This is a genomic window from Paenibacillus glycinis (genome assembly GCF_009909185.1).
Classification (GTDB): Bacteria; Bacillota; Bacilli; order Paenibacillales; family Paenibacillaceae; genus Paenibacillus_Z; species Paenibacillus_Z glycinis.
In genome coordinates, this window is record NZ_JAAAMV010000013.1 from 122002 (window position 1) to 142547 (window position 20546).

The following is a 20546-nucleotide window of genomic DNA, read 5'->3' on the forward strand; positions in this document are numbered from 1 at the left end:
CGGCGCCATCGCGCGGCCGGGCTTGTCCCTCCCTGTTTACTGTATTTACTGCGGCAATTGCCGAAGCTGCGGAGGAGCCTTTCGCTTGGGCGGAAGTCTTCTCCTTCTTATCCTACGAGCGGAGAGGTACCACCTTATGTACAACGAGAATTGGCTGTCTGCGATCAAAGTCGTGATATTCGATATGGACGGAACGCTTTATCAGGAAGATACGTTCCTGGAGCGGTACATCCGGTATTTGCTGGAAGGAACGGAGCACGAGGAGGCGACCGACGAGGCCATGCGCCTCGGACGGGCGATTATCGCGGGTGAGCATGCGATCGGGTTCGGCCATTTCTACCATATGCGGGATGACGTGGGGCTGGTGCTGGAAGGCGAGCGTTTCGTCCGGGGCTTTACTTGGGAAGGGGCCGCGATCGAGGAGGGGACTATCCGCGAATACGGGGCATTCTCCGAGCAGGCGGTTCATCTGATTCCGATCGGCGACCCTTGGGGAGTCGTGACGGCGCTCGGCCGCAAATACCGGCTGCCCGAGTCCAAATTAAGATCGGCCTTCGACCGGGTCCGCCAGGAGATGCTCCTTCCCCCGCATCGATTCGAGCGCCATGACAAGCTGTTCGAGGCCTTGGAAGCCCTCGGCGCCGTCGACAAGAAGATCCTCTTGACCAACACCCATTTCGAGTCGGGCATCGCGTTCATGGGCTATATGGGCATCCGCCATTTGTTCGACGACGTGGTCTGCGGCGCGAATAAACCTGCCGGGCTTCACGCGTATTTCAACGCGCTGCTTGCGCAAGGCTACCAAGCGCACGAGATATTGTCGATCGGGGATAACCCGTGGAACGACCTGCATCCGGCCAAGAAGCTGGGAGGCAGAACGTGCATGATCTCCCCTTACCCGAGCGGCGATCCGGAGATCTGGGATCTGAGGCTGCGCCGTCTGGACGAGTTGGAGCAGCTCATGCGCGCGATTCAAGAATCCATCACAAGGAGGAACAGAGCGGATGGCCAAGATCGAGCTGAAGCATATCAGCAAGAAGTTCAAGGATGAGACCGTCATCGAGGATCTTAACCTGACCATCAAGGACGGGTCGTTCACCGTGCTCGTCGGGCCGTCGGGCTGCGGCAAATCCACGACGCTGCGCATGGTGGCGGGGCTGGAGAAGCAGACGGGCGGCGAGATCTGGATCGACGACGAATGCGTGAACGATACGCCGCCGGGGCTGCGGGACGTCGCCATGGTGTTTCAGAATTACGCCCTGTACCCGACCATGAGCGTGCGCGGCAATATCGAATTCGGGCTCAAGAACAGAGGCATCGCGAAGCGCGAGCGCGAGAAGCTGATCGCGGATATCTCCGAGATCGTCGGCTTGACGCCGCATCTGAACAAGAAGCCGCAGAACCTCTCCGGCGGACAGCGCCAGCGGGTAGCGCTTGCCCGGGCGATGGTGAAGCAGCCGAAGGTATTCATTCTCGACGAGCCCCTGTCCAACCTGGACGCCAAGCTGCGCAACCAGATGCGGACCGAGCTCATCCAGCTGCACAAGCGTCTTGGCACCACCTTCGTCTACGTGACGCATGATCAGGTCGAAGCGATGTCGATGGGCGACGAGATCGTCGTCATGAACAAGGGCGTCATCCAGCAGGCGGACACGCCGATGAAGCTCTATCACGATCCGGCCAACCGGTTCACCGCGGAGTTCATCGGGACGCCGGCGATGAACATGATGAATGGGCAGGATCTGCAAGGGATCGAGATTCGTTCGGCCGCCGCCGTCGGCCATGTCGGATTCCGTCCGGAGCAGGCGCTGATCGGCGCCGGCGCGGAGATCGAAGGGTACGAGATCGAGGGCGAGATTCTGACCCGGGAGAGCCTCGGGGCGGAGAATATCTATCAGATCCAGTCCCGGACCGGCGTCTTCTTCGTCAAAACCTTCCTCGCGCCGCTCGAGACGGCCGCCCGCGTGAAGGTGACGATTCCGTACGGCCAGCTCTATTATTTCGGGCTGAACGGCGAACGGCTGCGCGGCGTCGAGGCGAGCTCGAAGCGCCTGGCCGCGGCTGGGGGCAGATAAGATGCGCACCTGGGAAAAGCTGCGTCCGTACAGCATGGTCGCGCCGGCGATTATCGTGTTCTCGCTGTTCTTCATCTATCCGATCTTCTACATGATCTACCTGAGCTTGTTCGACTGGAATTTCGTCAGCCCGACCAAGACCTTCGTGGGCATCCAGAACTTCAAGGACCTGCTGACGGACCCGGATTTCCGGCAGGTCCTCACCAATACCTCGATCTATACGCTGCTCACGGTGACGCTCACGACCGGACTCGCGCTGCTCCTCGCGCTGTGGCTGAATCGCAAAAGCTTCTTCCACGGGTTCGTGCAGGGCGCGATCTTCAGTCCGCATATCATCTCGCTCGTGTCCATCTCGCTGCTGTGGAGCTGGCTGATGGATCCCGAATACGGGCTGCTGAACTGGGTGATCGGACTCGCGGGCTTCGGCAAGCTGGATTGGCTGTCCCATCCGAGCACGTCGCTCGTCTCGCTCGTGATCGTGGCCGTCTGGAAGGGGCTCGGCTACAATACGCTGGTGTTCATCGCGGGGCTGCAGAGCATCCCGCCGGATATCTACGAAGCGGCTTCCCTGGACCGTTCCAAGCCATGGACGACCTTCTCGAAGCTGATCCTGCCCATGCTGTCGCCGTCGATCTTCTTCCTGGTGATCATCAACATGATCGGATCGTTCCAGGTGTTCGAGACGATCGCGATCATGACGCAGGGCGGACCGGTCAATTCCACCAATACGCTGGTCTATTACATCTATGAGTACGGATTCCGGTTCTTCAAGATCGGCTATGCCTCCGCGGCCGGCGTCATCCTGCTGGTCATCGTCGGAATCCTCACGATCATCTACTTCAAGCTGTTGTCGAATCGCGTTCATTACCGTTAGGAAGAGGTGAAGCTCTTGGAAAGCGTAGACAATACGATCGGCAATATCGGAACCGCCGCCGCAGGCAGCCAGCGGAGCTACGTGCGTACCCGCAAAGCGATGATCCGGCAAACGATGACCGCCATTCTGCGCGTCATCAACACGGTCTGCCTGCTGGCGCTGGTGCTGGTCTTCGCGCTGCCGTTCATCTGGATGGTCTCCACTTCGCTCAAGACGCTGCCGGAGACGATGATTTTCCCGCCGCGGTGGATTCCGACCGATCCCGTCTGGCAAAATTACGCGGACGCCTGGAACACGGGACCGTTCCTGCGGTATTTCACGAACAGCATCATCATCGCGGGGGGCATCCTGATCCTGCAGATGCTGACGATCATTCCGGCCTCGTACGCGTTCGCCCGGTACCGGTTCGCGGGCTCGAGCTTCCTGTTCGGGATCGTCATGGTCACGCTCATGATTCCGGCCCAGCTGATCTTCCTGCCCGTGTACCTGGAGCTGAGCGCCTTCAAGCTGCTGAATACGCATCTTGGCCTGATCCTGCCCTTCGCGTCCAGCGCCTTCGGCATCTTCATGCTGCGGCAGGCGTTCATGCAAATCTCGGACGAGCTGATCGAAGCGGCGCGGCTGGATCAGGCGGCCGAATGGAAGATCATCCTGCGGATCATGGTGCCGCTGGTGAAGCCGGTGCTCGTCACCTTCGCGTTGTTCAGCTTCATCGCCCATTGGAACGATTACTTCTGGCCGCTCGTCATGACCACCAACGAGACGGCAAGGACGCTGCCGCTCGGCATCGCCAAGATCCGGGAAGTCGAAGGCGTCGCGACCTGGAATGTCCTGATGGCCGGCAACCTGATTCTGGTCACGCCGATCCTGATCGTCTTCTTCTTGTCGCAGCGGCAGATCATCAAGGCGTTCGTGTATAACGGCGTAAAATAAGAGCATGAGAAGGGATGAATGAAATCATGGTAACGATCGTAGCACACCGCGGATGTTCGGGCGTCGCGCCCGAGAATACGATGGCGGCGTTCAAGCTGGCGCTCGGCGAGCCGGATATCGCGATCATCGAGCTGGACGTGCACCTGTCCAAGGACGGCGTGCCCGTCGTCATTCACGATCATACGCTGGACCGGACGACGAACGGTTCGGGCCTGGTCCAGGCGTATACGCTGGAAGAGCTGCGCCAACTGGATGCGGGCGGCAAGTTCGCGCCCGAATTCGCGGCAGAGCGGATTCCGACGCTCGAAGACGTGCTGGAGCTCGCGAAGGGACGCTGCAAGCTGCATGTGGAGCTGAAGATGCTGGCCAATGAATACGCGGGGATCGAGGAGAAGGTCGTCTCGCTGATTCAGCGGCATGGCATGCAGGACGAGGTCGTGCTCTCGTCCTTCAATCACGACTCCATGAAGCGGGCGTACGGGCTGGACCCTTCGATCGCGACGGGCCTGATCTTCCTCGGCAAGCCGACGCTGCTCGCGGAGCAGCTTCGTTATACGGGGGCAACGAGCGTGTCGATGCATTATGCGTTCATGACGCCCGAGCTGGCAGAAGAGATGGCAGTTCTCGGGATCGACCTAGGCGTCTGGACGGTAGACGAGCCGGAGGTGCTGGCGCGGATCATCAAGGCGTATCCGGGGATGCGGATTACGACGAATTACCCGGACCGGGTGCTGCGGATCGTGTGGGGCGATGGGGTACGGGCTTAGGCGAATCGCTTGGAATACGATGTAAGAATAAGGAATTGCTGTTCGGCAAGCCGGCCCTATTAGGGTCGGTTTTTTCGATTCCAGTATGTGGTACGATTGCGGTATATGGATTCGGAGTATGAGGTTGAATATCGCAAGGCGATAGAACTGGAGGCGTGTCATGGGACAAAGGGCGAATCTGCTTATTGCCAACCATCATTCGTATGAATTGTACTACAGCCATTGGTGCGCGAACACGCTGCCGACCGATTTGTTTTGGGGAGCGGAGCATGCCCTCCGATTTATCCGCATGCAGACCAAGGTCGACGAGTCGGGCTGGTTGAACGAGATATGGGCGGAAGGCGGAGCCGTTCTGGATATAGACCGGAAGAAGCTTCTGTTCTACGGAGGCGAGGATATCCGTTACGACGTTCCGCTGCGTGATCTTCATCTGGCTTGCATGAGAAGCGTCTGGCAAGGATGGGAAATCGATTGGGCACATGAAGGGATCGCGGACTTAGCGTCTTATGTAGGGGTTGCCAAAGAAACGGTCTTAAAGGAGAAGAAAGCCGGCGCGCCGGATACAAGCCTGGCGCCGCCCGAAGAGAGAACCTGGGTTGACACCGCGGCCAGCGTGAAGTTCCCGGATGACGAGCTTCTCGTCTTTCCCTTGAGCGATGGGATCAAGCCGTATTTATTCGCGGGCCCCGCGATGGTCGACAAGATTGATCGGGCTCATGGTTACCGTGCGCTTGCGCTGCGTGAATGGACTGAGAATTTTCCGACCGGCGGCTTCCATTTGGATATCGGAGCGAAGAGCTTGGCGTTCTGGCATGCGGATGATCTTCCGAATATTGCCGAGCAGATTAGGCGAGCATGGCCGTCCTGGACAATCGTGAATCATTTTGATCGCTATGCGGCCCACGCCGCGCTTACGAACGGCAAGTTGCAATTCCAAGCCATCGAGCCGAGCAGGCTGGCGGGGAACGTAAGATCATTGCTGCTGGGGGACGCCTCCAATCCGGTGGATGCGTTAGCGGAATTTATCAAGACCAAGGCAGACGAAGGGAGCACGATCGCGATAAACCCGAATGCTTTGAAACATGATCGTCATGAACTGCCGAGATATGTGAAGGAATCGATCGTGAATGCGGCATTGGCGTCGTTATAAGACCATGTGCTCGCTATTTTTGCGGATGTGGAGGAAATCGGGATATCGAACGCCTAAGCGCTGCGAACAGGAGGACAAAGCGCCGAAAATATACTACTTTAGGATAATAATAGAACAATCAATCGCATGATGCATAATACCCGATAGTGGTATTAATAGAGGTTCCAAAGCACCTGATAAAGGCGCGTGCTCGCCGTGCGTTCCTACTACCGGCTCAATTCTCCGCCGCGTCTGCCGAATAAAAAGGATTTCTGCCGAAGGATGACGAATGCTTGCAGCCGCAATTTATTCCGGCAGAAGGTGTGATCGACGGTGGGCAGGCAGACGAAGTGGGTCTTTTGTATGGTGATGGCATTATTCGTATTGGCGAGTTATCCGAGCATTTCGCACGCGGGGGAAAGCAAAGAAAGCTTCATCAGCATTTCGTACGACATCAAGCCGGGGGAGACGCTGTACGCCATCTCTAAAAAGTTTTATTTGACCGGCGATTACGAGCAGGTCGCGCGGTTGAACGGATTGAATCCGAAGGCGAGCCTGAAGGCGGGCACGACGCTCAAGCTGTCGAATCCGCTGGTGATGGACCAATATACGGTCAAATCCGGCGATACGTTGTTCGCGATCACCAATCGCTATTTCAGCCGCGACCATTATCTGAGCGCGCTGATGGCTTATAATCGGATATCGGATCCGAACACGGGCTTGAAGCTGGGCATGGCGCTGCGCGTGCCGCTTCCTTCGGGGGAAGGCAGGCATACCGTGCTCAAGGGCGACACCTTGTACAGCCTGTCCGCGCGGTACTTCAAGGCGCAGGATTACCGGGAGGCGATCGCCCAGTCCAACGGCATTCCGCCCGCGGGCTCGATTAAAGCGGGACAAGTCTTGGAAATTCCGAACCCGTATTATTACGCGACCGGCGCCGGCGCGGCAGCTCCAGCGGCGCCGGTCACGATCGCGGCGCCAACCAAGGCATATGCCATCGAGATCGACATCAAGCAAAACAAGCTGTACGTGTCTGCCGGCGGGAAAGTCGAGAAAAGCTTCGCGATCGCGAGCGGCAGGCAGGGGCTGACGCCGATCGGCAGCTTCGAGATCGTCACGAAGATCAAGAATCCGTGGTATTCGGCCAAGGGCATTCCCGGCGGAGACCCGGCCAATCCGCTGGGCAGCCGGTGGCTGGGGCTTAGCGTCCCGAATACCGAGGGCACGACTTACGGCATTCATGGCACGAATGCGCCGACGTCGATTGGTAAGAGCGTCAGCGCCGGCTGCATCCGGATGAACAACGCGGACGTCGAGTGGTTGTTCGACATGATCCCGACGGGGACGAAGGTCAAGATTCATGCCTGAGGAGGCTGACGGGTCAGGTTAGGAACCTTGCCGACAAGCCGGCGTGGCTTACGTGAAGCAAGCGGGCATCGTGCAAGGGAAGCAACAGGGCATAAAGGGGGACGCGAAAGATTCGCGCCTCCCTTTTATGTTGTCATATCGTTCAAGGCGCCCATAACGGGCGAATGAAACCGCGAAAGCAGGATGCTTCGCGGTTTTTGCTGTTTCCCGGCGGGCTTTCATTATTCTTTTATTCGGCTTCGATAGACTTGGCTAAGGAAGGCTGCCTTTTTGCCCATAAGTCCACGGCGCTTGAGCGAATAGCGCCGCGTTAGATTCAGAGGAGGAAGAAACATGCGCAAAACGAACCATAAAATCTTGCTGCTGCTGCTGGCGGTGACGGTCGCCTTCGGCACGCTGACCGGAGGGCTGGCGGGCGGCGGGCGCGCTTATGCGGCATCGCCCGATTTTCCGGGCTCCGGCACGTCCGCGGATCCCTACCTGATCGCCACCGCGAATCAGCTGAATAAGGTTCGGGACGATTATTTAGCCGCGGGACTTCACTATAGGCTGATCGCCGATATCGATTTGAGCGGGTATGCGGCAGGAACGGGCTGGACGCCCATCGGGAATCAAGACGAGGCTTTCTATGGTCAGATGGACGGCAACGGCTTTACGATCAACGGTCTGACGATCGATGCGAACGAAGGCGAGTATGTCGGCTTATTCGGTTACCTGGAGGCAGGCAGCGCGCTCACGCGTATGAAGCTCGCCAACGTCTCGTTGTCCGGCAGCCAATTCGTCGGCGGCTTGGCCGGTTATAACAACGGCGGGCAGATCAGCGGCAGCGCCGTTTCGGGTACCGTCGTCGGCACCTACAACGCGGGCGGCCTGATCGGATACAACGCCGACGGCGCGATCAGCGACAGCCGCGCTGCGGCGAGCGTTACCGGCAATTCCGCCATCGGCGGGCTGATCGGACATTCAAGCGGAGCGGACGGCGCGATCAGCGGCAGCTATGCGACGGGGAACGTAACCGGCACAAGCGGCGGCGACAGCGTCGGCGGGCTTGTCGGATACAAAGGCGGCGGCTCGATCTACAACAGCCATGCTTCGGGGAAGGTGAACGGGAAGAAAAAAGCAGGCGGACTGATCGGCGACGAGGATGCGGTACTTATTCATGATAGCTATGCTACGGGCGACGTGAACGGCAATACCGATATCGGCGGACTGGTCGGAAGCGGTTCCGGCGGCGGGGAGATCGTCGGCAGCCGCGCGTCCGGCAAGGTCAGCGGCAGGCAGACCGTCGGCGGCCTTATCGGACGGAACTACGGCGTCGCGATCGGCACGAGCCATGCTTCCGGCGACGTGACCGGAGGGAACGACGGCGCTAGCATCGGCGGTTTAGTCGGCGATCTGCTAGCGGGAACGGTCACGGACAGCTACGCATCCGGGACCGTAAGCGGAGCCAGTGCCGTCGCCGGCTTGATCGCGTACAACGAGTCGTCCGACATCATTCGCAGCTACGCCCTGGGGAACGTGAACGGGAGCGACGACGGCATGGATATCGGCGGCTTGGTCGGCATCAACAAGGGGCTGATCGCCGGCAGCTTCGCGGTCGGGGCGGTAACCGGCGGGCAGAACGCTTTGCATCTCGGCGGCTTGATCGGCGATAATTTCGGCCCGATCCGCGAGAGCTTCGCAACCGGGGCGGTGACCGGAGGCGACGAAAGCTTCGATGTCGGCGGCTTGGCCGGCAATAGCAACGGCGCGATCAGCGCGAGCTACGCCGCGGGCGACGTCGCCGGCAGCTATTACATCGGCGGCCTGGCCGGGTATCATGGCAGCGAGCCCGTCAGCGACAGTTATGCGTCGGGCAGCGTAAACGGCATCCAATACGCCGGCGGCCTGCTCGGCTATAACTTCGATCAGACGATCGGCAATAGTTATGCATCGGGCGCGGTAAGCGCGGCGGAAAGCGATAAGTCGGGCGGCTTGATCGCGTATTCTTCGGGCACGACGGTCAACAGCTTCTACGACGCGAATACGACCGGACAGCCGGCATCGTCAGGAGGCGACGGCAAAACGACCGCCGAGCTGCGGACGCAAAGCACTTATGAAACGGATGTGTCGCATGCGTGGGATTTTGCCGCGATCTGGGCGATGGATGGCGTGCATAGCGGCGGGTACCCTTATCTGCGGCAAACCCAGGCGTACGCGGATTACGACGCAAACGGCAGCGACGGCGGGCTGGCTCCGGTGAGCCGGTCGTTCGTCCCGGGGGGAGCGGCGATCGTCGCGCCGGGTCCCGGAGACATGGTCAAAGCGGGTTATGCGTTCGGCGGCTGGAATACGCAAGCGGATGGCGGCGGGACGACTTATAAGCCCGGTGAGACGTTCGTCATTTCCGGCAATACCGTCCTGTACGCGAATTGGATCCATCCGAGCACGGACGCGACGCTGACCTCCGCAGTCGGTACCGTCAGCGTCGGCGGCACCCCGGACGAGCGCATCGCGGACGTTCCTTACGGGACGGCGTTGGCCGCGTTCGCGGCGGGGATCACGCCGGCGGCCGGCGCGGAGTTCGCGATTTGCGAGGCGGACGGCACGACCCCGGCAACGGAACTGGCGACCGGGGTGAAGGTGATCGTTACCGCGCAGGACGGCACGACGCGGGTTACCTATACCGTGCAGGTTGCAGGGAACAGCGCCAAGGCGATCACGGGATTCAGTTTGGCGGCGCAAACGGGCTGGGCAGCCATTGACGCGGCCGCCCATACGGTCGCGATCGAAGTCGGCTACGGCACGGACGTTAGCAGCTTGACCGCCGCGTTCGCGCTATCCGCCGGCGCTTCGGCGAAGGTCGGCACGGCGACGCAGGCGAGCGGCGTGACCGCGAACGATTTTGCGAGTCCGGTCCTATACGAGGTGACGGCGGAGGACGGCAGCACGCAGAACTGGACCGTCACCGTCACCGTCGCGGCGAGCGGCGAGAAAGACATCACGGCATTCGGCTTCGCGGCGCAAACCGGTCCTGCCGCGATCGATGCGGCCGCGCGCACGGTGGCGATCGAAGTAGCGGCGGGAACGTCCCGAAACGGCTTGGTGGCGACGTTCGCGTTGTCCCCGGGCGCTTCGGCGAAGGTCGGCGCCGTGACGCAAGTGAGCGGCACGACCGCCAACAACTTCGGGAGTCCGGTTACGTATGCCGTGAAGGCCGCGGACGGCAGCACGCAGAATTGGAGAGTGACCGTGACGGTTGCCTTGAGCAGCGCGAAGGCGATCACGGCGTTCAGTCTGGCGGCGCAAACCGGTCCTGCGACGATCGATGCGGCTGCGCATGCGGTGACGATCGAGGTCGCGAACGGTACTTCGCTCGTTAGTTTGAGGGCATCGTTCACGCTATCCACGGGAGCGTCTGCGAAGGTCGGGGCAGCGAATCAGACGAGCGGCGTAACGGTAAATAATTTTACGAATCCGGTCACCTATACGGTGAGGGCGGCGGACGGGAGCACGCAGAGCTGGGTCGTTACGGTGACGGTCGCGGCGAGCAGCGCGAAGGCGATCACGGCATTCAGCTTGGCGGCGCAAACCGGTCCTGCGACGATCGATGCGGCTGCGCATACGGTTGGGATTGAAGTGGAGAATGGAACGGACGTCAGTAGCTTGCCGGCGACGTTCACGCTATCCGTCGGCGCTACGGCGAAGGTGGGCACGGTGGATCAGGTGAGCGGCGTGACCGTGAATAATTACACGAATCCGCTTACCTATATTGTGAGGGCGGCGGACGGGAGTATGCAGAGCTGGATCGTCACGGTGACGGTTGCGGCGAGCAGCGCGAAAGCGATCACGGCATTCAGCATGGCGGCGCAAATCGGTCCTGCGACGATCGATGCGGCTGCGCATACGGTTGGGATTGAAGTGGAGAATGGAACGGATGTCGGCAGCTTGGCGGCGACGTTCACGCTGTCCGTCGACGCTACGGCGAAGGTGGGCACGGTGGATCAAGTGAGCGGCGTGACCGCGAATAATTTCACGAATCCGGTCACCTATACGGTGAAGGCGGCCGACGGGAGTATGCAGAGCTGGATCGTCACGGTGACGGTTGCGGCGAGCAGCGCGAAAGCGATCACGGCATTCAGCTTGGCGGCGCAAACCGGTCCTGCGACGATCGATGGGGCTGCGCATACAGTTAGAGTTGAAGTGGAGAATGGAACGGACGTCGGCAGCTTGCCTGCGACGTTCACGTTATCCGTCGGCGCCACGACGAAGGTGGGCACGGTGGATCAGGTGAGCGGCGTGACCGCGAATGATTTTACGAATCCGGTCAGCTATATAGTAACGGCGGCGGATGGCAGCACGCAGAGTTGGACGGTGACCGTGACGATCGCGCCGAGCAGCGTGGCCACGCTGACCTCGACGATCGGAACCGTAAGCGCGGGCGGGACGGCCAACGAGACGATCACGAACATTCCGCACGACACGACGTTAACGGCACTGAAGGCTGCGATTACGCCGGCGGCTGGCGCGACGTTCGACGTCTATGACGCGGACGGCGTAACCGCGGCGACCGTGCTGATGACCGGCAAGCAGGTTATCGTCACCGCGCAGGACGGCATGACGAAAACAACGTACGCCGTCACGGTGAACGCGGCACCGGTCAGCGGCGGCGGCGGCGGCGGCGGCTCGGCAGCGCCGGTCGAGACGCATTACGAATCGACGAATGGCAAGCTTGCCATTCCGGTCGGGCACGCAGGCACGGTCAGCTTGGACGACGAAGTCATCGTCACGATCCCGGCGAATGCGGCGGAGCGGGATCTCGTCGTCACGATCGACAAGCTGACGAATCCGCAATCGCTGCTTTCGGGCGTCGATGCGCCAGTCAGCGGAATATTCGAGATTACGAAGAACTTCACGGGGAATTTCGCGCAGCCCGTCACGATATCCATCTTGTTCGAACCCGCGAAGCTCAAGCCAGGCCAGACGCCCGCCGTATTCTACTACGACGAAGCCAATGCGGGCTGGATCGAAATTGCCGGCGGCATCGTCAGCGGCCGTCGTATTGCCGTGACGGCGGATCATTTTGCAACCTTCGCCGTATTCGCCGCCGGTCAGCCGACTGACGCGCCTGCGGACGAACCCGCGATCGAGCTGAGCGACATCGCCGGACATTGGGCCGAGGCCGCGATCAAGCAGGCCGACGCCGGCGGCATCGTCTCGGGGTATCCGGACGGCAGCTTCCGCCCGAACCATCCCGTGACGCGCGCGGAATTCGCGGTCATGCTGATGCATGCGCTCAAGCCTGAGTACGCTGCTGCGGGACCTGCACGGGCTTTCGTCGACGACGACCAGATTGGAGCTTGGGCGAAGGAAGCCGTCGCGCAAGCGGCGCAGGCCGGGATCATTAGCGGCTATGCAGACGGCAGTTTCCGCGCCAACGCCGCGATCACCCGCGCCGAGATGGCGGTCATGCTGGCGAGAGCGCCGGGCTTGGCGCCGGGTGCAGAGGAAGAGATCGGCTTCTCGGATGACGGCGACATCCCGGCATGGGCGCGAGCCGCGATCGCGGAGACGCGCAAGCTCGGCTTGATCGAGGGCACGGAGACGAACGCATTCCGGCCTCATGCCTTGGCAACGCGAGCGGAGGCGGCCGTGGTGCTGCTGCGCCTGATGGCGCTGAGAAGCGAGTGATTCACAGCCGTTCGGCGAGCTGCCATGAAGCTAGACGAACGAGCTGACCATTTGCCGGACGCGGTCCTGCTGCGGGGAACCGGGTAAACTGCGCCTCGGCTCCAGCACTCGTACTGCCATTACGGCAGGAGCGAGTCGAATATGACGAAGAAGCGATGGAGGCGACGGCGGCATGAACGTGATTCTGGTGGACGACGAGCCGGCCATGCATCTGATCTTGACTAAAATGCTGGGCAAGCTGCCCGGCATTCGCGTGCGGGGCGCTTTTGCGGACACGGCGTCGGCGACCGCTTTCCTAAGCGAGAACGCCGACATCGGCCTCGCGTTCGTGGACATCTCGATGAAGGGCGAGAACGGCTTGGCATTCGCCGCCCGGATGGAGCGCGCCGGTTATCCGCTGCATATCGTCTTCGTCACGTCCCATAAGGATTACGCCCTGGATGCATTCGAATTGTCGGCCCTGGATTATCTGGTCAAGCCGGTCTCCCAAGAGCGGCTGCAGCGGACGGTGAATCGCGTGCTGACGGTCCCGGGGGATCCGCGGCTGCAACCGACGGAGGCTGCGGACACCGCGGCGAATCGCTTCGAGATTCTGGCGCTGGGGGACGTCGCGGCGAGCAACGGGCCGGTCCGCGTCAAGTGGATCTCGCGCAAATGCACGGAGTTGTTCGCCTATCTGCTGCTTCATCACGGACGGCGCATCCCGCGCTCGCGGCTGATCGCGGATATTTTCGGCGGCATGGATCAGGCCAACGCGGAGAGCTATCTGAATACGACCGCGTACCAGCTGCGCAAATCGCTGGAGCCGCTCGGCATGCGCGACGCGGTGCGTTCGGAGAACGACGGCTACGCGCTGGAGCTGAAGCATGCCGCGATCGACTACGTGGATTTCGCGCGGCAGGCGGAGCAGCTGCAGGTTATCGATGCCGGCAATGTCGACGCCGCGCTGCGGATCGAACGCCTGTATGCGGGCGACCTGTTTGGCGACAAGGCGTATGTCTGGGCCGCGAGCTCCACGGAGCGGTACGCGAGGATCTACGAGTCCTTCTCGCTCAAGCTGGCCGCCGCGCTGATGGCCATGCGGGATTCGTCCGCGGCATCCAAACTGCTGCATAAGCTGAACGAGCGCAATCCGCTCGAGGAATCCGTCGTACTCCTGCTCATGAAGCTGCGCGCGCAGGCGCGGGACAAGAAAGGCTTGGCCGTGCTTTACGCCGATTACGTCCGGCTGCTCGGACGCGAGCTCGGCATTCGGCCATCGGAAGAATTGAAGCGACTATACGACGAGTTGGCAAGCGGCATGATGCGGGAAAGCTAGCGCGCAACGCGAATTGCGCACACGCTCGAGCGCTTGTCCCGATCTATCGCGTGCGTTTTGCGCGATGGAAGGGCACCGGCGACGGCGGCGGAAATGCGACTTCGGACGCATGAGGAGCGCTCGCGCCGACTCATCGGGGCTTCGCCCCCGATAAATGTGCATTGCCAAATCCATGTCAATCGTGGTAGTGTGGGGGTTGGGCTGCGGAACTTTGCGACGCGCAGGCATTAAGGCGGAACCTATTTATGTATGCGGTGTATACAATACAAAGAATAGCATTACAATAATCCTATATGATATTGTAAAAAGGTTCCTTTTAATCGGTTTAATGGATTGCAAGCTTAATCGTGACTATAACATGAAACCTAGGGGTGATTCTCTGAGAAAGCATAAGCCAATGCCATTCGACGAGCTGCTGAAGGAATTGCAAGGACAGAAGACGGCGCAGGAAGATCCGAATCACGTTCCGCTCGGCCAGTTGTTCAACGACGCGTTCATGGGGAAGTATTCCAACATGAACAGCTTCGCGGAGTTCGTGGAGAAGGGCAACTTCAAGATCGAGACGCGCGAGGACATCGGAAATATCCCCGACGAGCTGTTCGACCGGCACGTTGCCCGGGAGACGAAATTCGCGGATTGGAAAGCGATGCTGGAAACGGCGACTAAGGAATTAAGCAAGTAAAGGAAGTCGCGCTGCGGGTAGCCGGGCGGGATTCAGGAATTTTCCTGAATCCCGCCCGGCTATTTTTGTGCGATCGCTTTCCATGCCGGCCGCCGATTCTCGATGCGCGGCACGGAGCGGACTGGCAACCTCCGGCGCTTTGCGATTTGTATGTCAGCATTTTGCGTTCTGGAATTATTTACGATTCTTTAATGAAAAAGGCCTCCTAAAGTCTTCCACGGCTTGAGTAGGCCTTTTCGATTAGGCCGTTCGCCGTCGGTTGCGAATGAACCGCTTCCAAGCGATAGAGATAGGACGTTCGGGGCTTTCGCGCGACACGGGCCGATCGACCCATGGGAAACCGCATATTTACAGATATATGCATAGCCTCCAATTTACGATGGCTGGTCCGGGAAAGTCCTTAAAATCGCTAACGAACATTCGTCATATTGTTTACAAAGTCTTTAACTCTCGTTGACACTCCATGAATTGAACCCCCCATTGTACAGGCTTATATTAGGTCAGTGAAATTAGTATTAGTAGGAGGGAATGCAAGAGTGAAAAGGAGTGTCAAGCTGACAAGCCGCATGCTCGTAGTGGTGATGCTTTGGACGTCGGTGTTTGCCGCCGCAGGTTATTTCGTGGTGCAGCATGCCAATGCCCGAACGGCCGCTACGAACGTGTTTGCGGCAGCCGGCGTAACCGCGACCGCGAATGGGTACGTGTCGGACGAGTTTACGCCGTCCAAAGCGATCGACGGGAATTTGAACAGCGGCAAGTGGGTCACCGAGGGAGACGATAGTCTGCCGACGGCGGAACGTCCGTACTGGCTCGAGGTCGATGCCGGCGCGGAGGTAACCGTGCAGCAATTCGTGCTTGCGCATGCCGGTGCCGGCGGCGAACAAGCGGAGTACAACACGAAGGATTTCACGATCGAGACCAGCAGCGACGACGTGAATTGGACGCCGGCCGTTACCGTGACCGGCAATACGGAAGGCACGACGACGCATGATCTGGAAACGCCGGTGAAGGCGCGATATTTCAAGCTTGCAATCACGAATCCGGGCATCGCGGATCCCGCGACGGGCAACTATGCGGCGCATATCTACGAGTTCGAGGCCATGGGCTTCCGCGCCGATCAAGACGCGCAGCAGCCGGATGGAACTGAACTGGAAGGTGGCGAAGGATCGGCTCAAGGCGTTGCCGGCAACGTCCGCGGCTTGCTTGCCGATTTCTATGCGGGCACGGGCGCAGGCAATAACTTCGCGTTCGGGGATTACAAGGCGACCACGGTCGACCCGCTCATCAATTTCACGGACCTGAATCCGATCCTGACCGGTTTCACGGGCGGGGAAGACAGCGCGAACATTCGTTGGACCGGCCAGATCATGGCGCCGGCAACCGACGATTACACTTTCTACATGCAGGGCGACAACGGCTTCAACCTGTGGATCGACGACAAGCCGGTCATCGAGCACTGGGTGAACGATTGGGATAAAGAAATTACGAGCGCGTCGGTCCATCTGGAAGCCGGCCGCAAGTACAGCTTCAAAATCGAATACTTCGAGGATTTCGGCGGCTCCAACCTGTACCTGCGTTGGTCGACGCCGACGATGGCGAAGGATTTCGTCCCGAGCAACGCGTACTACCTGCCGGCCGATTATACCGGCGCCGTCGCAAGCGCCGCGTCGGCGGACGGCAAGAACGTTACGGTGACGCTGGTATCGGAGCTCGGCCAACTGCCGGCGGACCTGAATTCGCACCTGACGTTGACGGCCGACGGAGCGCCGGTTGCCGTGCAAAGCGTCGAACCGGCGGATGCCTCCAGCATCACGCTGAAAATGGCGAAATCCATTCTCCCGGGACAGCGCCTCGCGCTGGCATACGACGGACTGGGCGGCTTGAAATACGCGGACGGTACGCTTGTTGCGGCGTTCAAGTTTACGCCGTCGAACTTGTCCGAGGTCGTTAACTACTCCCCGATCGCGATCGCGATGTCGATCTACGGCAGCGCGAAGACGAATCGCTCGTACGCCTGGTACACCCGTTACGACCGGCCGGAGAACGCGCCGGCGAACGCGAAGGACAGCATCGTCGAGATCGTGCCGGCGGGCGAGGACTTCAAGTCGGCGAACGTGAAGCGTTTCGAGGGCAAGCCGGAAGACACGCGCGTGCTCAACAATCTGCAGATTACGAGCGGCACGACGGGCTCGTTCATCTCCCATAAAGTGGTGGCCGAAGGGTTGACGCCGGGAACGGCGTACAAGTACCGCGTCGGCGCGGACAACAACTGGAGCCAGACGGGTACGTTCACGACCGAAGGCAACGACGAGAAAAATTACAACTTCTTGTACATGACGGATTCGCAGGGCTCCAACTCCCAGGACTACAGCGTATGGGCGAACACGATGTCCCAAGCGCTGAAGCATGTGACGGATCCGCGGTTCCTCGTCATGACGGGCGACCAAGTCGATGCGGGCGCGCTGGAATCGCAATGGCTCGATTACTTCGGCCAACCGCAGGACATGCTCATGAACCTGCCGATCCAAGCGGCGGTCGGCAACCACGAAGGACCGTATAACGACAACTATTACTACCATTTCAACTATCCGAACGATTCCATCCCGGATCCGCTGCCGCCTGGCAGCGTGTACGCGTTCGACTACGGCGACGCGCACATCATGATTCTGAACACGATGGATATCGGCTGGGATGCACGCCAAGCCGCGTCGTTCGACAAGGAAGTCGAGTGGCTGAAGCACGAAGTGGCGAAGACGGACAAGAAATGGAAGATCGTCGCGTTCCACAAAGCGATCTACTCCGTCGGCAATCACGCGATCGACTCGGATATTTTGGCGCTCCGCCAGAAGATGTATCCGGTCTTCGACGACCTGGGCATCGACATCGTGCTGCAGGGGCATGACCATACGTTCATGCGTTCGTTCCAAATGTATGATAACAAGCCGATCAAGGACGTGACGAAGGACAGCGAAGGACGCGTCGTGAATCCGGGCGGCACGCTGTACATGATCAATAACTCGGCCGCGACGAAGTTCTACGATATTCAGAACGGCGTCGACCGCTTCTATGCGGATTATATCGAACAGCCTAAGGTCGCCATCTATTCCGGCGTCAGCATGACCGAGAACAGCTTCAAGATCGATTCGTACAAATCCGGTCAGGAGACGCCGTTCGACACGTACTCCATCTTCCGGGACGACGCGAAGCCGGCGCCGGTCGATAACTTGACCGCGGTCAAGTCGGACAACGGCAAGCGGACGATCACTTGGAAGAAACCGACAGATGCCGAAGGTAATCCGGTGCGCGAATTCCGTCTTTACGAAGCAGGCGATCGACTCGGCGCCAACTGGAGCGTTACGATTCCGGTCGTGGCCGGCCAAGACGATTATCAATACGTCGTCGACACGACCGATCCGGACCAGACGCTCGAATTCGTCGTGAAGTCCGTTAACAAGCGCAACAACTCCGACGCCAGCGTGGCTTCGAGTGCCGGCGAACAGCCGGTCGCGCCGACGGCTCCGGTCGTCGACGACGCGCATAATACGTTCGGCTGGACGAACGCGCCGAAGTATGGGGAGCCGACGCATTACGAGTTCAGCGTGGACAACGGCGCAACGTGGAAGCCGGTAACGGCGAATCCGCAGCCGGTCGGCGACGCGGACTATGCGGAAGGCGCCGTACAGGTGCGGGTGGCGGCCAACGAAGCCCGGGGCATCTCTGCGGGCGCGCCGCTCGTCTCGCCGAAGGCGTACACGAAGAACGACGTGCGGGATACGTACCTGCTCGCGGGCGACATCGAGCGGGAGAATGACAAGAACAAGCTGAAGGTTTCCGTGAACGTCGAGTCGCTTACCGATTACAGCGGCGAGGCTTATCTCGTGTTCCAGCTGGTCAAGGGCGAAAACACGACGCCGGTGCTGCTAAGCGCAGTGCCGCTCAAGCAGACGAAAATGGCGATCACGCAGTACTTCGATCAAACCGGCGAGGACTTTAAAGTCAAAGTGTTCGTCGTCAATCAATTCGATAGCGGCAAAGATCTGCAGCAACAAACGCCGGTACAGCTGGCGAAGCCGATCGTGCTCCAATAACGGCTGGAAAGAGAGGTTTGCAAACGTGAAAAAAGTTTTGGCGGCCATGCTGGCGCTGCTTTTCGTGCTGGCGCCGGTGTCCGGTTACGCCGCGGCGTCGTTCGCGCTCGAGATGAGCGCGGACAAGCTGCAGCGCGGCGAGCAATTGACGCTTTCCGGAACGGCGGAGGGCGACGTGAACGTGAAAATCGTGCGCCCGGACAAAACGACGTTTTACCTGGACGTCATCGAGTCGGCGAACGGCAAATTTACAAAGACGGTGACCATCCCGGAAGAAGCGGACTTTGCGCCGTACGGCGTCTACCATCTCGCGGCGAGCAACGGCACAACGACGTTGAAAAAGACATTCGCCGTTACGGATGAGGACGGCAATTATCCGCCTGAGCCGATCGAAGGCGGCGGCATCATCTTTGTCCCGCCGGCGAACGGGATTCCGGCCGACGCCGGCACGCCGACGGGCAGCGACATCCAGCCCGACAAGGCGTCGAACGGCACCTACATCGTCGGCGGCGATACGTTTACGTCCGCATCCGGTGAGGCCGGCGACGCCGTTACGATCAATTTGCCGGCTTCGTCCGGCTCGACCGGCAACGCGCTGGAGTTTCCGGCTCAAGTGTTGCAAACGCTGAAAAGCAAGAATAAGGACCTCGTCATCAACTCCGACAACGGCACGATCCGCATCCCTGCGGAAGCGATCGCGGTCGGCAACGCCGGACAGGAAACGAACATCCGCATCGTGCTGAACACGACCCTGACGGACGACGCGAAGAACGCCATCGCGGGTTCGATCGGTTCGAACGCGGATTATCATGGAGTCGGCGCCGTCATTACGGTCACCATCCAACTCGTATCGGGCGGAACGGCGACCGATATTCACGACCTGGGCAAGCCGGTGACGGTCAAGCTGAAGCTGTCGAACGAGCAGGCGAAGCTGATCGCGGCGGATCTGGCCGGCGTGTATTACGTGAACGGCAGTCAATTGGAGTATGTCGGCGGCAAGATGGAGAGCGGCACGTTCACGTTCCAGGCGAACCACTTCTCGACGTACGCGATTCTGGAATACAGCAAGTCTTTCGTCGACATGAAGGGCCACTGGGCTGAGCAGGCCGTGAAGACGCTGGCCGCGAAGCATATCGTCACCGGCGTGGACGAGCAGCACTACGTGCCGGGACGCAGCATCACGCGGTCCGAATTCGCGACGATGCTCATGCGGACGGTCGCGTGGAACGGCAAAGCGGACCAGCCTGCGGGCGCCAATCCGTTTAACGACGTGCCGGCCGGCCAATATTACGCCGACGCCGTAACGCAAGCGGCGTCGCTCGGCATCGTGACGGGCTATCAAGGCGCGTTCCGTCCGAACGACGGCATTACCCGCGAAGAAGCGGTCGTGGCGCTCGTGCGCGCGGCCAAGTACTTCGACCTCTCCTCCCCGGGCAAGGGAACGCCGGCTTTCGCGGACGCGAAGATCATCTCGGCGTGGGCGGCAGCAGCCGTGAACGAAGCCTGGACCAAAGGTTTGATCGAAGGCGACGGCAAGCAGTTTAATCCCAAGAAATCCGTGACGCGCGCCGAAGTCGCCGTCATGATCGGCCGGCTGCTGCCTGCCGGTTCCCTGTAAGACGAACGAAGGAGGACCGAAATT

At 60.1% G+C, this 20546-nt stretch carries 12 protein-coding genes; all 12 read left to right on the plus strand.

Annotated elements, in window-relative coordinates:
- The first annotated feature begins 136 nt into the window (after positions 1–136).
- The 12 genes from GT019_RS17435 (at position 137) to GT019_RS32495 (ending at position 20522) form a co-directional block, all read left to right on the plus strand.
- Positions 137–1051, plus strand: a complete 915-nt coding sequence (locus GT019_RS17435; protein ID WP_161744466.1) for an HAD family hydrolase — start codon at positions 137–139, stop codon at positions 1049–1051.
- On the plus strand, positions 1005–2075 hold the full coding sequence (locus tag GT019_RS17440) for an ABC transporter ATP-binding protein (protein WP_161744467.1): 1071 nt from the start codon (positions 1005–1007) through the stop codon (positions 2073–2075). Before GT019_RS17435 ends, GT019_RS17440 begins: the two co-directional genes overlap by 47 nt.
- Before the next feature lies 1 nt (position 2076).
- Positions 2077–2949 carry a carbohydrate ABC transporter permease gene (locus tag GT019_RS17445; RefSeq protein WP_161744468.1) on the plus strand — a complete coding sequence of 291 codons (873 nt, stop codon included), beginning with the start codon at positions 2077–2079 and terminating at the stop codon, positions 2947–2949.
- A gap of 99 nt (positions 2950–3048) precedes the next feature.
- Positions 3049–3882, plus strand: coding sequence for a carbohydrate ABC transporter permease (locus tag GT019_RS17450; RefSeq protein WP_407945087.1), 834 nt, complete (start codon positions 3049–3051; stop codon positions 3880–3882).
- A 26-nt stretch (positions 3883–3908) separates the two neighbouring features.
- Positions 3909–4649 (plus strand): glycerophosphodiester phosphodiesterase, encoded by a 741-nt coding sequence (locus GT019_RS17455; protein ID WP_161744469.1) that lies wholly within the window; start codon positions 3909–3911, stop codon positions 4647–4649.
- A gap of 289 nt (positions 4650–4938) precedes the next feature.
- Positions 4939–5799 (plus strand): hypothetical protein, encoded by an 861-nt coding sequence (locus tag GT019_RS17460; RefSeq protein WP_161744470.1) that lies wholly within the window; start codon positions 4939–4941, stop codon positions 5797–5799.
- Positions 5800–6141: 342 nt separating this feature from the next.
- Positions 6142–7146 carry a LysM peptidoglycan-binding domain-containing protein gene (locus tag GT019_RS32695; protein ID WP_161744471.1) on the plus strand — a complete coding sequence of 335 codons (1005 nt, stop codon included), beginning with the start codon at positions 6142–6144 and terminating at the stop codon, positions 7144–7146.
- Positions 7147–7479: 333 nt separating this feature from the next.
- Entirely contained in the window at positions 7480–12816 is a 5337-nt protein-coding gene (locus GT019_RS17470) for an S-layer homology domain-containing protein (RefSeq protein ID WP_161744472.1), read from the plus strand.
- 172 nt (positions 12817–12988) lie between these two features.
- Positions 12989–14134 (plus strand): response regulator, encoded by a 1146-nt coding sequence (locus tag GT019_RS17475; RefSeq protein WP_161744473.1) that lies wholly within the window; start codon positions 12989–12991, stop codon positions 14132–14134.
- Between the two features lie 397 nt (positions 14135–14531).
- Positions 14532–14816: a hypothetical protein gene (locus tag GT019_RS17480; protein WP_161744474.1), complete on the plus strand. Its 285-nt coding sequence runs from the start codon at positions 14532–14534 to the stop codon at positions 14814–14816.
- A 536-nt stretch (positions 14817–15352) separates the two neighbouring features.
- Positions 15353–18904: a discoidin domain-containing protein gene (locus GT019_RS17485; protein WP_161744475.1), complete on the plus strand. Its 3552-nt coding sequence runs from the start codon at positions 15353–15355 to the stop codon at positions 18902–18904.
- Between the two features lie 25 nt (positions 18905–18929).
- The gene (locus GT019_RS32495; RefSeq protein ID WP_161744476.1) at positions 18930–20522 is read left to right on the plus strand and encodes an S-layer homology domain-containing protein; all 1593 of its coding nucleotides are present in this window, start codon (positions 18930–18932) and stop codon (positions 20520–20522) included.
- Positions 20523–20546: the final 24 nt, after the last annotated feature.

Excerpts from the sequence above, each read along its gene's own strand:
- GT019_RS17435 (WP_161744466.1), top strand. The coding sequence starts at position 137 with ATGTACAACGAGAATTGGCTGTCTGCGATCAAAGTCGTGATATTCGAT.
- GT019_RS17440 (WP_161744467.1), top strand. The coding sequence starts at position 1,005 with ATGGCCAAGATCGAGCTGAAGCATATCAGCAAGAAGTTCAAGGATGAG.
- GT019_RS17445 (WP_161744468.1), top strand. The coding sequence starts at position 2,077 with ATGCGCACCTGGGAAAAGCTGCGTCCGTACAGCATGGTCGCGCCGGCG.
- GT019_RS17450 (WP_407945087.1), top strand. The coding sequence starts at position 3,049 with ATGATCCGGCAAACGATGACCGCCATTCTGCGCGTCATCAACACGGTC.
- GT019_RS17455 (WP_161744469.1), top strand. The coding sequence starts at position 3,909 with ATGGTAACGATCGTAGCACACCGCGGATGTTCGGGCGTCGCGCCCGAG.
- GT019_RS17460 (WP_161744470.1), top strand. The coding sequence starts at position 4,939 with ATGCAGACCAAGGTCGACGAGTCGGGCTGGTTGAACGAGATATGGGCG.
- GT019_RS32695 (WP_161744471.1), top strand. The coding sequence starts at position 6,142 with ATGGTGATGGCATTATTCGTATTGGCGAGTTATCCGAGCATTTCGCAC.
- GT019_RS17470 (WP_161744472.1), top strand. The coding sequence starts at position 7,480 with ATGCGCAAAACGAACCATAAAATCTTGCTGCTGCTGCTGGCGGTGACG.
- GT019_RS17475 (WP_161744473.1), top strand. The coding sequence starts at position 12,989 with ATGAACGTGATTCTGGTGGACGACGAGCCGGCCATGCATCTGATCTTG.
- GT019_RS17480 (WP_161744474.1), top strand. The coding sequence starts at position 14,532 with ATGCCATTCGACGAGCTGCTGAAGGAATTGCAAGGACAGAAGACGGCG.